We start from the raw sequence: 13,469 nt of genomic DNA, 5'->3' as shown, positions 1-13,469 counted from the left end.
CTCTCGATCAGCGCGGTGTTGATGCTGGTGATCGTGGCGCTGGCTTGGGACATGCTGCGCACCTTGGTGCGTCAACTCGGCGGTGAGCCCCAGTACGCGGCCGAAGTCGTCAAGCAGATCGCCGATGGCAATCTGGTGGTGAACGTGGCGACGCGGCCCGGCGACCAGACCAGCATCCTGGCGGCGATCCAGCTCATGCGCGACAACCTCGCGCGCCTGGTGCGCCAAGTGCGCGAGAGCACCGACTCCATCACCACCGCCTCGGCGGAAATCGCCGCTGGCAATGGTGACCTGTCGGCCCGCACCGAATCGCAGGCCAGCGCGCTGGAAGAGACCGCGGCGTCGATGGAGGAGCTGACCTCTACCGTGCAACAGAACGCCGAAAACGCGCGGCGCGCCAACGAATTGGCCGTGGCTGCCTCGGGCGTGGCGGCACGCGGCGGCGCGGTGGTCGAACAGGTGGTGGGCACCATGGCCTCCATCGACGTGTCCTCGCGCAAGATCGTGGACATCATCAGCGTGATCGATGGCATTGCCTTCCAAACCAATATCTTGGCGCTGAATGCCGCCGTGGAAGCCGCCCGCGCGGGCGAGCAAGGCCGAGGCTTCGCCGTCGTGGCCAGCGAGGTGCGCAGCCTGGCGGGACGATCAGCAGAGGCCGCCAAGGAGATCAAACGCCTGATCGATGACTCGGTGAGCAAGGTCGGCGCAGGCACCACCTTGGTGGAACAGGCTGGCGAAACCATGCGCGAGATCGTCGCAGGCGTGGAGCGTGTCACGCAGATGGTGGCGGAGATCAGCGGCGCCAGCGCCGAGCAAAGCGCGGGCATCGCGCAGGTGAATCAGGCCATCACGCAAATGGACCAGGGCACGCAACAGAACGCCGCGCTGGTGGAAGAAGCATTGGCTTCCGCGCAATCGCTGCGTCAGCAGGCGCAGGCGCTGTCGCGCACGGTGGACCAATTCCACATCAGCGACACGGCCGCCGCGCCCAAGTCCGCCGTGGCCCTGCCCGCCCCGCGCTGAGCCCTGCAGGGCCAGCAGGGGCGCGACCGCCACCCCGCGTCGTGATCGACGCGGCGCAGGCAGTCAGGCGTCGCGCCCAACGGTCCGGGCGCCTCAACGTGTCGAGGGAATCGCGTAACTGCCCACGGCGTGGGCCACGGGATCGTCCAATCCCTCGGAATACACGCTGGCCTCGCCGACGGCGAGCGTGCGCCCGACTTTCAGCAGCCGACACACACCGATCAGCGCCCGGTCACCCGCGGGCTTGCGCAAGAAGTTGAAACTCAATTGGGTCGTGACGATCATGGGCAAGAGCCCCACCCGGGCCATGATCGCCACATAGAGCGAGACATCGGCCAGGGCCATCATGGTCGGGCCCGAGACGGTTCCGCCGGGACGCAATTCGGCGAGTCCGACTTCGTGCCTCAGCGTGGCGCCCTCGTCACTCAAGGACACGATGCGGCAGGGTGTCTGCGGAAACTCGCGCTCGAGAAAGGCAGCCAGTTCCTCCTGAGTGGGGCGCTGGGTGACAGGCTCGCGCGGTGCGACCATTGTCAGTCGAGCCTTATTCGGCGATGTCAGGCTCGACCAGCCGCGCCAGTTGCTCCAGCGACTCTTGCCAGCCCAAGTAGCACATCTCGGTCGGAATCACTTCGGGAATACCATCCTGCGTCACTGAAAGATCCGTGCCGCACGACACGGCCCGAAGCACGACCGTCGTCGTCATCTGCCCCGCCGGACCTGGCGCGTCAAAGCGGTCGGTGTAGCGGATCTTTTGACCTGGCACCAATTCCAGGTAGTCACCGCCAAAGGCGTGGCTCTGGCCTGTGCCAAAGTTCCTGAAGGCCATGCGGTAGCTGCCACCCACGCGCGCGTCCATGTGTTCGACCGTGCAAGTGAAGCCATAAGGTGGCAACCACTTGGCCAGGGCATCGGGTTCCAGGAAGGCGCGATAGAGGCGCTCGGGAGGCGCACGCAAAACACGGTGCAGTTGTACGGTGCCAGTGGCCATGAGGGCTCCCTGATTCAAAGTCAAAGCGCTTGCAAAAACACGCACAGCAGGGTGCGCGAATAAGCGTCCATGATATGACGGCGCCGCTCAAGGTGGTGCTGGGGCCTGCCCCAGGAACCCCAGGAGGCCCTCAATCGCGCCGCAAGAGGTGCGCGTGCACCGCGCCGGCTTTGAGATGGCGGTGAGGCGTGAGACCCAGCGGCGCGAGTTGCTCGGTCGTCCATTCAGTGGGGGCTTCGAGGTAGACGCAGGCCCCAGGTTTGACCACGCGCGCCGCGGCCTTCAAGGCGGGCTCGAACAACTGCGCATCAAAAGGTGGATCAAGAAAAACGAGGTCCAAGCCATCCTGTGGCTGCGCGGCTGGCCAGGCGGCCAAGGCCGCGATGCCGTCGCCGCGCCGCAACGTGATCTGAACGCCTGCCGCATCGGTCTTGAGGTGATCCTTGATTTTCTGGAGTTGAGCGATCAAGGCCGCGTCCTGCTCGACCAGGGTGACCTCCTTCGCGCCGCGCGAGGCCGCCTCGAACCCCAACGCGCCGCTGCCCGCGAAGGCATCGACGCAGCGCCAGCCCGTGAGGTCCTGCCCCAGCCAGTTGAACAGGGTCTCGCGCACGCGGTCGGGCGTGGGGCGCAGGCCGGGCTTGTCGGCCACGGGCAGCTTGCTGCGCTTCCAAAGCCCGCCGATGATGCGAACCTCGTGTTTGCGAGGCGTCGCTGTTGGAGTGCGCGCCGCAGCGGGCTTGCCTTGCCGCATCACTTGCCGCCCAGCACCACGGTCACCATGCGGTCCGCGCGCAGCTTGCGGGCGAACGCGGCTCGGATGTCAGCGACCGTCACCTTGTTCACCTGCTCGGTCCAGCTGTCCAGATAGTCCAGCGGCAAGTCGTGCGCGGCGATGTTGGCAAGGTTGTCGATCAACTTGCGATTGCTGTCGATGCGCAAGGCAAAACCGCCGATCAGGTTGGCCTTGGCCGCCTTCAGTTCAGCCTCGGTCGGGCCCTGGATCAGGAAACGCGCCAGCACCTCGCGGGCCACCTTGAGTGCGGCCTCAGCCTGGTCAGGGCGGGTCTGCAGACCAATGGAGAAACTGCCCGCATGCAAGCCGGGGTTGAAGTAGCTGTAGACGCTGTAGCTCAGACCGCGCTTTTCCCGCACCTCCTCGGTCAGGCGCGAAACGAAACCGCCCCCCCCCAGGATGTAGTTGCCCACGGTCAGCGCGAAATAGTCCGGGTCGTCCCGCTTGAAGCCGGGTTGTCCGATGAACACCTGCGCTTGCGCGGCGTCGAAAGGAATGCGCAGATCGGCGGCCTTGTCCAGGGGTGCCACCTCGGGCACGGGAGGCAAGGAAGGGCAATCCTTGGGGTCCCGACTCCGGGGCAAGCGCGCCAGCAGTTGCGCCGTGAGCTCTTGCGCCTGCGCGCGGTTGACCGCTCCCACGATGCTGACCTTCGCGCGGCAGGCCAGGAACGTGCGTCCATGCCAAGCCTGCAGGTCGACCAGACTGATGCGCGCCAGGCTCTCGTCCGTCATGGCCTGCCCGTAGGGATGCACGCCAAACACGGCGCGCTGGTAGGCGCGCGAGGCCACGGTGGCCGGTCGCGTGAGGGATTCCCGCAGCGCGGCCTGCATGCGCTCGCGCTCGCGCGCCCAAACCGCCTCGGGCCAGGACGGTTCGGCCAGCACACGTGCCGCCAGGGCAGCGGCGCGCTGCAATAGGTCCGTGTCCGTGAGGCTGCGCAGAGAGAAGCTCACGCGGTCCGTGGTGTCATCGCCACCGAACATCGCGCCCAGGTCGGCCCAGGCCTCGCCCAAGGCGTTCTCGTCCAACGCAGGTTCGCGCCCTGCCTTGCCCAAGGAGTCACGCACGCCCTTGCCCATCATCAGGGTGCCGGCCTCGGCCAGGCCCGCGCGGTCCGCCGGGTCACGCCGGCCTCCGCCATCGAACTCGAGGCGCACATCGACCATGGGAACGGCCGGGCTTTCGATCAACCAGACCTGAGCCCCTTGCCCTGGGCCTTCCGGCTGGGTCCAGTGCTGGATGGGAATGGCGGCGTGGGCCGAAGCCACGGCCCATCCGCCGAGCAGCGCCGCGAGAAGCCGCGCCACGAATGTGTTGTGCATCATGTTCATCTTCAGTTCACGCTGTGAGGGCATCAGTGCCGGCAGGCCAGGTCAGGCACTCAGAAATCCCTGCCGCCGCCCATGGGTCGCGAGCGCCGTTGCGGGTCCGGCGGCAAGGGGTGCAGTACCCCGACGGTGAGGGTGTCCTCGCCAAAGTACCGCATCGCGACGCTCTGCACCTGCTGGGAGGTGATGGTGCGCAGATGCACGAGCAACCGGTCATCCGCGTCCAACGGCAAATTCAGCATGGCGTTGGCCCCTAGCTTGCGTGCGCGATAAAACAGGGAATCGCGCTGGTACACCTCGCCAGCCATCCACTGCGTCTTGACGCGGTTCAATTCGGCCTCGCTCACGCCTTCGCGCGCGATGCGCGCGACTTGTTCGCGCAAGGCGGTTTCCAGCTCAGCGGGCGTGCGCCCCGCCACGGGCGAGCCATCCAGCACGAACAGTTGCGGACCGCGGCCCGTCAGGCCATTGCCCGCGCCAGCGCTGTCGGCCACGCGCTTGGCGTTCGCGCCTTGGCCTTGCACGAGGGCACGTTGCAGACGCGCGCCGTCATAGCCATCCAGCACGGCGGCGAGCACGGTCAGGGCCATGGCATCCCAATCTTCGGCCGTGGGGTTGGCGATGTTGCGCAGGCCCGGCACTTTCCAGGCCAAGGCCACGTAGGCCTGTTCGGCAGGGGCTTTGACCTCCACGCGTTTCACGCCCGTCTGCGGCGGCTCCACGCGCGGCTTGCGCTCAGGCAAGGCACGCGCGGGCACCTTCCCGTAATACTGCTCAGCCCAACGGCGCACCTGGGGCACCTTCACGTCACCGGCCACCACCACCACGGCGTTGGCAGGCACGTACCAGTCGCGATGGAAGGCGCGCACATCGTCCGGCCGCAAATTATCCAAGTCATTCATCCAGCCCACGATGGGACGGCGGTAGGGTGAGGCCACGAAGGCCGTGGCTTCGAGCGTCTCGTACAGCAGCGCGCGCGGCTCGTCCTCGGTGCGCATGCGGCGCTCTTCCTTGACCACCTCGATTTCCTTGGTGAACTCGCTGTCCGGCCAGTGGTTGTGCGCGAAGCGGTCGGCCTCGAGTTTCATCACGTCTTCCAGCCGGTTGGCCGGGATTTGCTGGAAGTAGCCCGTGTAGTCGCTGGCGGTGAAGGCGTTCTCGCGCCCGCCCAGGGCAGCCACGCGGCGCGAGAACTCACCCGCAGCCGTGCTGCCCGCAGCCGATTGCGTGCCCTTGAACATCATGTGCTCCAGCACGTGCGCCACGCCGCTCTTGCCGTCCACCTCGTCCATGCTGCCGGCGCGCACCCAGAGCATGTGCACGGCGGTCGGCGCGCGTCGATCCACCTGCACGATCAAGGTCATCCCGTTGGCCAGGGTGAACTGCTGGGGCTTGGCGCTGATGGCGTTTGCGCTCGCGTGTTGCGCCTGCGCGCCCGCCCAGGCGGACAACAAGGCAAAAAAGCAGATGAGTAGGCGTTTCATAGAATGCGGCATTGTAGGAATGCCCTTCATGTTCAGTATCTTCAGAAGCAAATCGTCGACCGAAGTTCCTCAGCAGCCCGCTCCCCCCGTCCCCCCCCCTCAAGCCCGCGAGGGCTGGCTGGGCAAACTGCGCGCGGGCTTGCGCAAAACGGGCAGCGGCATCGCCACGGTATTCACCGGCACGCGCATCGACGATGCGCTCTATGAACAACTGGAGGAAGCCCTGCTGATGGCCGACGCAGGCGTCAAGGCTACACAGTATTTGCTGGACGATTTAAAAAGACGTGTAAAGGAAAGCAAAGCCACCGACCCCGCCACCGTCAAGGCCCTGCTGGTCGATGCGCTGGCCGAACTGCTCGTCCCCTTGGAACAAACCCTGACTGTCGGCGCGCACAAGCCCACCGTCATCATGGTCGCGGGCGTCAACGGCGCGGGCAAGACCACCAGCATCGGCAAGCTCACGCACCACCTCGCCGAGGCCGGTGCCAGTGTGCTGCTGGCCGCGGCCGACACCTTCCGCGCTGCGGCGCGCGAGCAATTGATGGTCTGGGCCGAGCGCAACCGGCAGGGTTCGGGCAGCGTGGACATCGTGCACCAGGCTGGCGGTGACCCGGCCTCGGTCTGCTTCGACGCGGTCAGCGCGGGCAAGGCCCGTGGCAAGGACGTGGTCCTGGTGGACACGGCGGGCCGCCTGCCCACGCAACTCCATCTGATGGAAGAGCTCAGGAAGATCAAGCGCGTGGTGCAGAAAGCAGATGCGTCCGCTCCCCATGAGGTTCTGCTGGTCATCGACGGCAACACCGGCCAGAACGCGCTCACGCAAGTGAAGGCCTTCGACGAAGCGCTGGCCCTGACCGGTCTCATCGTCACCAAGCTGGACGGCACGGCCAAGGGCGGCGTGCTGGCGGCCATCGCACTGTGGGCGCGTGACCGTGCCTTGAGCACGCCGGACGCACGCCCCGTTCCGGTCTATTTCATCGGCGTGGGCGAGCAGCTCGACGAACTCGAAACCTTCAACGCGCGGGAGTTCGCCCAGGCCCTGCTGGCATGAATCACAGCAGCTGCGTCACGTAGTCCTGCCGGATGGGCGTTTCGCGCCGGTCTTTCACCAGGTCCTGGACTGGCAACCTCATCACATCAGGCGGATTTCCATCCAGTAAAAGATGCAACATTGCCGTCCCACGCGGATCCGCGCTGCACGTCGCCGCCCATACCAAGCTGATAACGGTTTTCCCCCTTTGCAATCAATTGGCTTTGCCAACTCCAGGAGGAGAAGCCCATGACGATTCTGGGCCGATTTGGGTCAATTCGAAGTGACGCTTTGTTGGTCGCTTCCACATTGAACTGCAGGCCAAGATCAATGTTTTGACTGAAGTTCTCGACATCGAGATGGAATCGCCCCAAGCCATGGCGGGTGTTGTCACTCATTCCAACGTATTCAATGATGGACTTCGCCAATGCCCTAGCGTTGTCAGCAAGAAGCTTGGACTCATTGGCGCGCGCTTCAATGCGCTCCTTTTGCTCAAATGTCAGCTTGGTGTCCTTGCCATCGGTGATAAGGATCGACCCATCCTTGTCCAGAGTGAAACCAAAATCCATGTTTTCAAAGCCAATCTTCGCCTTGAAAGCTTCCCAAGCATCGCCGGCCTTGCCCCTCAATGCAGTGATTTCATGCTTGTTTTCCTGGTGTATCGCTTTTTCTTCGGCATTGCGAGGCCCAAGGTAAAAAGCTGCCTTGATGCTCAGCTCTTGGCTGTAAGTCACATCCGGCACTTGTGCGAGGCCGATCGCCAATATGGCGCTGCGCTTGTCCTCCACGAGTTGCGCCAATGAACGCCCATCTTCCGTGCTCTCCACCGCAGCGACAGCCGCGTTACCACCGGCCTTGGCCTGCGTTGCCCGCAGCTCCGAAGCCCAGTCCTTCGCTGCGCTCAGTGCCGCAGTGCTTGAGTTCACGTTCATCGACATGCTCCTTGATTGGCCCGATGGGAGACCTTGTCTTCTCAAGTCGGCATTTGGTGCAATAACTTGAGCGCACATTCCGCCACATCAGGAATTCGTTACAAACCAGCGTCCTACCGTGCTTCCAGAGCCGCTTTGAATCGCCATGGAACTGCGCATTCAGCCTGCGTGGTGACATCGCGGCCACTCGCGACGTTGGCGAAATCTGAAACAAAGCTGCACCAATACTCGGATACCGCCTCCAATCCAACACCTGCATGACTGATACCTCCCTCATCCTCATCCTCGGCGCCGCCCTGGGCGGTCTGGTGCAAGGCATCTCGGGCTCCAACTTCGGCATGACTTCCACCGCGGTCTGGGCCTGGTTTCTCGCGCCGCAACTGACCGCCGTGCTGTCCCTGTGCGGCTCGCTGACCGGACAGATCCAGGCCGCCTTCACCCTGCGGCGCGGCTGGCACTGGCGGCGCTTCCTGCCCTTCCTGGTTGGCGGCCTGCTGGGCATTCCCCTGGGCGTGTTGCTGCTGCCGCAGCTGGACGTGGGCCTGTTCAAGACCGCGCTGGGCGGGCTGCTCGTGCTGGCCTGTCCAGCGCTGCTGCTCGCGCCCAATCTGCCGCGCATCCACCACGGCGGGCGCTTCGCGGACGGGCTCACCGGCCTGGGCGGCGGCATTCTGGGCGGGCTGGGCGGCTACACGGGCATCCTGCCCACGCTCTGGGGCACGCTGCGCGGCTGGCCCAAGGACGAACTGCGTGCCCTGGTGCAGAACTTCAACCTCGGCATCCAGCTCGTCACCCTGGTCGCCTACCTGGCGCGCGGGCTGATCAACCGCGCTACCCTGCCCTCTCTGGCTTTGCTCATCCCCGTGGTGCTGCTCAGTTCCTGGCTCGGCACCCGGCTTTACCTGGGCCTGAGCGAGGCGCGCTTTCGCCAGATCGTGTTGATCTTGCTCACGGTGTCAGGTGCGGCCCTGCTGGTGTCCGGGCTGACGCAATGGCTGGCGCGCTAAGGCACCGCAAGCCTGGGCTGGCTCACTGAGAAGCTCTCACCGGGTAGGCTGCCTCGGCCCGGATGAAGCCCCCGCCGATCAGGACGCGCGCTTGGCCGCGTGGTAGCGGCCCGTACCCCGCGTGATGACCTCGTCCACCTCCAGCACCTCACCCGGCTGCAGCTCGGGTTCGATCGCTGCGCGGGCATAAAGGGGCGCGAAGTCGATGTTGGCCAGCCCCAGCAACTCATCCAGATGCGAGAGGACGAAATAGCTCTCCTGGAAATCATCGATGCGGTAGCGGGTGCGCATCACACGCGCCAGGTCGAAGCGCAAGCGGTTGGGTGAGGCATCCTCGACACTGAAACAGGTCTCCGTGTACGAGGACACGATGCCCGCGCCGTAGATGCGCAGCCCATCGGGTTGCCGCACCAGGCCGAATTCCACCGTGTACCAATAGACCCGCGCCAGCGTGTCGAGCACGCCCAGGCGCTGGGCGCGCAGACCGCCCTCACCGTAAGCCTGGATGTAGTCGGCGATGACGGGGTTCATCAGCATGGGCACATGACCGAACACGTCGTGAAAGACATCCGGCTCTTCGAGGTAGTCCAGTTCATGGGGCTGGCGGATGAACTGGCCGGCCGGGAAACGCCGATGCGCCAGGTGTTCGAAGAACACTTCATCGGGCACCAGGCCTGGCACCGCCACCACTTCCCAGCCGGTCTTGCGGCGCAGCACGCGAGACATCTGCTCGAAGTCAGGAATGCGATCCGCGCGAAAGGGCAAATCCCCCATGCCGCGGATGAACTCGTCGCAGGCGCGGCCTGGCAAGAGGCGCGACTGCCGTTCGTACAGCGTGGCCCAGACGGCATGCTCCTGCGCCGTGTAGTGCTGCCAGCCCTGATCGATGACCCAGTCGGGACGTTGGGGCGCATGGCCCAATCCCGCCGCCAAGCCGTGCTTGCCGGATGCCGCAAGGGTTTGCATGGTGCGCTCCCTGCTTCAGCGCTGGGCGGACAAGAGCGCCGCCGCGCAGCGGTCCATGAAGCGCGCCATCGCAATGTCCTTGGGCGTCAGACCTTGGGCATCGTGGGTGGTCATCACCACCGACACCCGGTTGTAGACGTTGAACCACTCGGGATGGTGATTGCGCTTCTCAGCCTCCAGGGCCACCTGGGCCATGAAGCCGAAGGCCTGGGTGAAATCCGCGAAGCGGAATTCACGAGTGATCAAGCCGCCGCGCTCCGCGCGATGCGTCCACTCGGGCAGGGCCGCGAGTTCAGCGCGCAATGACGCCTCGTCAAGTTTCAAGGAAGGGTTGGACATTCTGCAAGCTCCAGAAATCGAATGACCCAGACAGGCCACCTACGCCCACACGGGGCGGTGGCCCAGAAGACAAGAAGGTCAAATCGGTGGCGCGCACGGCACGCCTCGCACGCTGCGCGCGAGGTGATCGCCAATGATGCTGTCAGCGTGCGTCATGGTTGCGCAGCAGGTCCGTCGTGATGTGCCCGCCTTCTGGCGGGGCCTGATCGATTATCAGCGCCCGACACGCCAGCGACGCCGTGGGTAAACCCTGGACGGTCCGCGAACGCTTAGCGGATCAGCGCACCAGCAATCGGCCCGCGCCCTCGTCCGTCACTCGGCCGATCTCGGCGGCGGCTTCAAACCCATGTCGGCGGAAGGTCTCCAGCACCTGGGACACGGCTTCGGGCGCGCAACTCACCAGCAGGCCCCCGCTGGTTTGGGGATCGCTCAACAGCGCCTGATCCACAGACGCGAAGCTTGCGGGCAAGGTCACGGACGCGCCATAACCCGCCCAGTTGCGGCCCGACGCACCGGTGACGAAACCTTGTGCGGCCAGATCACGCACCCCTGGTAGCAAGGGCACGCGGGACCAATCGATTTCCACCGTGCGCCCGGCGCCGCGCGCGAGTTCCAACCCGTGCCCAGCGAGACCAAACCCCGTCACATCGGTCAGGGCATGCACACCCTCGATCGCGGCCAGTTCGGGGCCGGGCGTGTTCAGGCGCGTGGTTGTGTCGATCATGCGGGCATAGCCCGCTGCATCCAGTTGTTCCTTCTTGAGCGCGGCCGACAACACACCCACGCCCAGCGGTTTGCCCAGGATCAGGCGATCGCCCACCCGGGCATCGGCATTGCGCTTGACGCGCTCGGGGTGCACCAAGCCCAAGGCCACCAGCCCGTAGATGGGCTCCACCGAATCGATGGTGTGCCCACCCGCGATCGGGATGCCCGCCGCCTTGCACACGGCCTGGCCGCCATCGAGGATGCGGCCGATGGTCGCCGTGGACAGCACATTGATGGGCATGCCCACCAGCGCCAGCGCCATGATGGGCCGCCCGCCCATGGCATAGACATCGCTGATGGCGTTGGTGGCGGCGATGCGACCGAAGTCGTAGGCATCGTCCACGATGGGCATGAAAAAGTCGGTGGTGGCGATCAGGGCCTGTTCATCGTTGAGCCGGTAGACCGCTGCGTCATCGGCCGTCTCGATGCCCACCAGCAGCTCCGGCGGCATGGGCAAGCCACTGCTGCTTTTGAGGATGTCGGACAGCACGCCCGGCGCGATCTTGCAGCCGCAGCCACCGCCGTGGGACAGCGAGGTCAATCGGGGCTCGGCAACACGGGAAACAACAGGGATGGAAGTCGATTCAGCCATGGCTATCATTGTGCCCTGCATAAGAGGTTTGCCACCCGGACCCACCCCCTACAGGAGACCACCATGACCACGCTTGCCCAGGACAACCACGACGGCGCCACGCGCCGTGTCGACCAATTGCTCGCCCACTACGGCGCAAGCCACCGCAACCCGGCCAACGAGCTGATCCATTACGCGGCGATTCCGCTGATCATGCTCAGCATCGTGGGCCTGATCTTCGCCATCCACCCGCTGGCGGCTTATGCCTTCATTGGTGCCAGCCTGATTTATTACATCCGCCTGTCACGCATGTTCACCCTGGCCATGGCGGCCATCTCGGCCCTCGGCCTCGCCCTGGTACACCTGATGGGTGACTACCGTGTCGCCATCTGCGCCAGCATCTTTGTCGTGGCCTGGATCTTCCAGTTCATCGGCCATCGCATCGAAGGCAAGAAGCCTTCCTTCTTTGAAGACGTTCAATACCTCTGGGTCGGACCGCTCTTCGTCCTCAGCCATCTGTTTCTCAAGCGCGGCCTGCGCTGGTAAGTTTTCTGCATGAGCTGGCACGCCGCGCTGCGACTCGACTACACGCTCCACAACGGCCGCAGCGTGGCGCATTACCGCCACGATGGGCCACTGCGCATCCTGCAAAGCCTCTACCCCGAGGGCGACGCGATCTGCCACAACGTGCTGGTGCACCCGCCCGGCGGCCTGGTCGGCGGCGACACGCTGGACATCCAGTTATCCGTGGCCGCTGGCGCGCATGGCCTGGTGACCACGCCCGGAGCGACGCGCTTCTACCGCAGCACCGGCGAGACCGCCTCGCAACAGGTTCACGCCCGGATTGAGGATGGCGCGCGGCTGGAATGGCTGCCGCTCGAAGCCCTGGCCTACCCACAATGCATGGCCAACAACCAAGCTGTGTTCGACCTGACCCCAAGCGCGGAGATGATCGGTTGGGACGTGACGGCACTGGGCCTGCCGACGGCCGATCAACCCTTCAACCTTGGCCGCTTTTCGCAGCACCTGGAAATCCAGGGCGTGACCGGGTTGGGCGATGCGTCGCCCACGCCGGTCTGGCTGGAACAAGGCCGCATCGACGCGACCGACGCACGACTGATGGACGGGCCCTTGGGTCTGGCCGGACACCGTTGCCTGGGCACGCTGTTTTTCGCGGCGGGCACGGCCATTGCGCGGGAGCGCCGTGAAGCCGCTTTGGACGCGGTGCGGACCGTGCTGGAACCCTGGGGTCCAAGGGCCGCCGCCGACGGCATCGCCCTTCCCCTCGTCGCGGGCGCGACCAGTCCGCATCCGCAAGTACTGGCCGTGCGGGTGCTGAGCCCGCTGGTGGAACCCGCGCTGGACCTGCTCAAACGCCTGCGCGGCATCTGGCGGCGCGAGCTATGGCAACTCGACGCGACGCCGCCACGAACCTGGGCGCTTTGATCCGCGCAAGGCAAGCCGCGCCACCACCCAGGGCAGCCCCACCACGCATCGACACCGCACAGACCATGAACAACGACGCCCTGATCCTCCAAGACCCCACGCAAGGCGGCGCGAAAGCCGCCCAACTCATCCTGCTGTTGCATGGCGTGGGCAGCAACGCGCAGAGCATGACGGACTTGGGACGGGCTTACGCACGGGTGTTCCCCAGCGCGATGGTTGTGGCCTTGAATGCACCCGAACCTTTCATGCCAGGCTCGCCCGTGCAGTTCGCGGGCCGCCAGTGGTTTTCCATTCATGAAGTGACGGAAGACAACCGCCCCGCGCGCGTGGCCGCGGCCCTGCCCCAACTGGAGGCCTTGGTTCGCGATTGGCAGCAGCGCAGCGGCGTGGACGCGGGTGGCACGGCGCTCGTCGGTTTCTCACAAGGCGCCATCATGGCGCTGGCCGCTGCCATGCAGCCCGAGCCGGTGACGGCACGCACCATCGCCATCGCAGGACGCTTTGCGACCCTGCCCGAAGCAGCGCCTCACGAGAACTGCACCATCCACTTATTGCACGGCAAGACCGATGCCGTGATGCCCTATCGGCACGCCATCGAAGGCGCGCTGCGCCTCAAGGAATTCGGCGCGGACTTCACCGCCGACGTACTGCCCTTCGTCGGCCATGAACTGCACCCTGATCTGGTGGAACTGGCGGTGGAGAAGCTGGAGAAGCACATCCCGGCGCGGCTGTGGTTAAAGCCTGGGGAGGGAAACGATGTCGGCGAAGACGATCCGACGCGGTAA

Annotated in this window: 15 protein-coding genes; 6 read left to right on the top strand and 9 right to left on the bottom strand. The window is 65.3% G+C overall.

Translation table 11 applies throughout. The features are described 5' to 3' along the window. A partial coding sequence (locus ACLBKS_RS12020; RefSeq protein WP_410193038.1) for a methyl-accepting chemotaxis protein occupies positions 1 to 1,026 on the top strand: 1,026 nt, incomplete at its 5' end. 93 nt (positions 1,027 to 1,119) lie between these two features. Here ACLBKS_RS12020 and ACLBKS_RS12015 read toward each other — a convergent pair. From ACLBKS_RS12015 to ACLBKS_RS11995, 5 genes are all read right to left on the bottom strand, one after another. Beyond that, on the bottom strand, positions 1,120 to 1,557 hold the full coding sequence (locus ACLBKS_RS12015) for a PaaI family thioesterase (RefSeq protein ID WP_410193037.1): 438 nt from the start codon (positions 1,555 to 1,557) through the stop codon (positions 1,120 to 1,122). A gap of 13 nt (positions 1,558 to 1,570) precedes the next feature. Beyond that, positions 1,571 to 2,017, bottom strand: coding sequence for an SRPBCC family protein (locus tag ACLBKS_RS12010; RefSeq protein WP_410193036.1), 447 nt, complete (start codon positions 2,015 to 2,017; stop codon positions 1,571 to 1,573). A gap of 130 nt (positions 2,018 to 2,147) precedes the next feature. Then, a complete protein-coding gene (rsmD, locus tag ACLBKS_RS12005; protein WP_410193035.1) occupies positions 2,148 to 2,771 on the bottom strand; it encodes a 16S rRNA (guanine(966)-N(2))-methyltransferase RsmD in 624 nt (207 codons plus the stop codon). Then, positions 2,771 to 4,147, bottom strand: a complete 1,377-nt coding sequence (locus tag ACLBKS_RS12000; protein ID WP_410193034.1) for a M16 family metallopeptidase — start codon at positions 4,145 to 4,147, stop codon at positions 2,771 to 2,773. Before ACLBKS_RS12000 ends, rsmD begins: the two co-directional genes overlap by 1 nt. A 50-nt stretch (positions 4,148 to 4,197) precedes the next feature. Next, on the bottom strand, positions 4,198 to 5,628 hold the full coding sequence (locus tag ACLBKS_RS11995) for a M16 family metallopeptidase (RefSeq protein ID WP_410193033.1): 1,431 nt from the start codon (positions 5,626 to 5,628) through the stop codon (positions 4,198 to 4,200). Positions 5,629 to 5,656: 28 nt separating this feature from the next. On the opposite strand from ACLBKS_RS11995, the gene ftsY reads away from it, so the two are divergent. Next, the gene (ftsY, locus tag ACLBKS_RS11990; RefSeq protein ID WP_410193032.1) at positions 5,657 to 6,679 is read left to right on the top strand and encodes a signal recognition particle-docking protein FtsY; all 1,023 of its coding nucleotides are present in this window, start codon (positions 5,657 to 5,659) and stop codon (positions 6,677 to 6,679) included. Between the two features lie 86 nt (positions 6,680 to 6,765). Here ftsY and ACLBKS_RS11985 read toward each other — a convergent pair whose 3' ends face one another. Then, on the bottom strand, positions 6,766 to 7,590 hold the full coding sequence (locus ACLBKS_RS11985) for a hypothetical protein (RefSeq protein ID WP_410193031.1): 825 nt from the start codon (positions 7,588 to 7,590) through the stop codon (positions 6,766 to 6,768). Positions 7,591 to 7,847: 257 nt separating this feature from the next. Here ACLBKS_RS11985 and ACLBKS_RS11980 point away from each other — a divergent pair, with 257 nt between their 5' ends. Beyond that, positions 7,848 to 8,597: a sulfite exporter TauE/SafE family protein gene (locus ACLBKS_RS11980; protein ID WP_410193030.1), complete on the top strand. Its 750-nt coding sequence runs from the start codon at positions 7,848 to 7,850 to the stop codon at positions 8,595 to 8,597. A gap of 78 nt (positions 8,598 to 8,675) precedes the next feature. On the opposite strand, the gene phhA is transcribed toward ACLBKS_RS11980, so the two are convergent. From phhA to selD, 3 genes are all read right to left on the bottom strand, one after another. Next, positions 8,676 to 9,563: a phenylalanine 4-monooxygenase gene (gene phhA / locus ACLBKS_RS11975; protein WP_410193029.1), complete on the bottom strand. Its 888-nt coding sequence runs from the start codon at positions 9,561 to 9,563 to the stop codon at positions 8,676 to 8,678. Positions 9,564 to 9,578: 15 nt separating this feature from the next. After that, positions 9,579 to 9,902, bottom strand: coding sequence for a 4a-hydroxytetrahydrobiopterin dehydratase (locus tag ACLBKS_RS11970; protein ID WP_410193028.1), 324 nt, complete (start codon positions 9,900 to 9,902; stop codon positions 9,579 to 9,581). Positions 9,903 to 10,179: 277 nt separating this feature from the next. After that, positions 10,180 to 11,259 (bottom strand): selenide, water dikinase SelD, encoded by a 1,080-nt coding sequence (gene selD / locus ACLBKS_RS11965; RefSeq protein ID WP_410193027.1) that lies wholly within the window; start codon positions 11,257 to 11,259, stop codon positions 10,180 to 10,182. 63 nt (positions 11,260 to 11,322) lie between these two features. On the opposite strand from selD, the gene ACLBKS_RS11960 reads away from it, so the two are divergent. Genes ACLBKS_RS11960 through ypfH form a run of 3 tightly spaced genes read left to right on the top strand, consistent with a single transcriptional unit; the run spans position 11,323 to position 13,469 of the window. Beyond that, positions 11,323 to 11,784 carry a DUF962 domain-containing protein gene (locus ACLBKS_RS11960; protein ID WP_410193026.1) on the top strand — a complete coding sequence of 154 codons (462 nt, stop codon included), beginning with the start codon at positions 11,323 to 11,325 and terminating at the stop codon, positions 11,782 to 11,784. A gap of 9 nt (positions 11,785 to 11,793) precedes the next feature. Beyond that, positions 11,794 to 12,684, top strand: a complete 891-nt coding sequence (locus tag ACLBKS_RS11955) for an urease accessory protein UreD (protein WP_410193025.1) — start codon at positions 11,794 to 11,796, stop codon at positions 12,682 to 12,684. After that, positions 12,642 to 13,469: an esterase gene (gene ypfH, locus ACLBKS_RS11950; protein ID WP_410193024.1), complete on the top strand. Its 828-nt coding sequence runs from the start codon at positions 12,642 to 12,644 to the stop codon at positions 13,467 to 13,469. The genes ACLBKS_RS11955 and ypfH overlap by 43 nt, the downstream gene beginning before the upstream one ends.

The sequence above is a fragment of the Hylemonella sp. W303a genome, assembly GCF_046452315.1.
In the GTDB taxonomy this organism is placed as follows: Bacteria; Pseudomonadota; Gammaproteobacteria; order Burkholderiales; family Burkholderiaceae_C; genus Hylemonella.
This window is presented reverse-complemented; position numbering and strand designations above follow the sequence as displayed.

Excerpts from the sequence above, each read along its gene's own strand:
- ACLBKS_RS11960 (WP_410193026.1), top strand. The coding sequence starts at position 11,323 with ATGACCACGCTTGCCCAGGACAACCACGACGGCGCCACGCGCCGTGTC.
- ACLBKS_RS11955 (WP_410193025.1), top strand. The coding sequence starts at position 11,794 with ATGAGCTGGCACGCCGCGCTGCGACTCGACTACACGCTCCACAACGGC.
- rsmD (WP_410193035.1), bottom strand. The coding sequence starts at position 2,771 with ATGCGGCAAGGCAAGCCCGCTGCGGCGCGCACTCCAACAGCGACGCCT.
- ftsY (WP_410193032.1), top strand. The coding sequence starts at position 5,657 with ATGTTCAGTATCTTCAGAAGCAAATCGTCGACCGAAGTTCCTCAGCAG.
- ACLBKS_RS11970 (WP_410193028.1), bottom strand. The coding sequence starts at position 9,902 with ATGTCCAACCCTTCCTTGAAACTTGACGAGGCGTCATTGCGCGCTGAA.
- ACLBKS_RS12010 (WP_410193036.1), bottom strand. The coding sequence starts at position 2,017 with ATGGCCACTGGCACCGTACAACTGCACCGTGTTTTGCGTGCGCCTCCC.
- ACLBKS_RS11980 (WP_410193030.1), top strand. The coding sequence starts at position 7,848 with ATGACTGATACCTCCCTCATCCTCATCCTCGGCGCCGCCCTGGGCGGT.
- phhA (WP_410193029.1), bottom strand. The coding sequence starts at position 9,563 with ATGCAAACCCTTGCGGCATCCGGCAAGCACGGCTTGGCGGCGGGATTG.
- ACLBKS_RS12015 (WP_410193037.1), bottom strand. The coding sequence starts at position 1,557 with ATGGTCGCACCGCGCGAGCCTGTCACCCAGCGCCCCACTCAGGAGGAA.
- ACLBKS_RS12000 (WP_410193034.1), bottom strand. The coding sequence starts at position 4,147 with ATGAACATGATGCACAACACATTCGTGGCGCGGCTTCTCGCGGCGCTG.
- ACLBKS_RS11995 (WP_410193033.1), bottom strand. The coding sequence starts at position 5,628 with ATGAAACGCCTACTCATCTGCTTTTTTGCCTTGTTGTCCGCCTGGGCG.
- selD (WP_410193027.1), bottom strand. The coding sequence starts at position 11,259 with ATGGCTGAATCGACTTCCATCCCTGTTGTTTCCCGTGTTGCCGAGCCC.
- ACLBKS_RS11985 (WP_410193031.1), bottom strand. The coding sequence starts at position 7,590 with ATGAACGTGAACTCAAGCACTGCGGCACTGAGCGCAGCGAAGGACTGG.
- ypfH (WP_410193024.1), top strand. The coding sequence starts at position 12,642 with ATGGCAACTCGACGCGACGCCGCCACGAACCTGGGCGCTTTGATCCGC.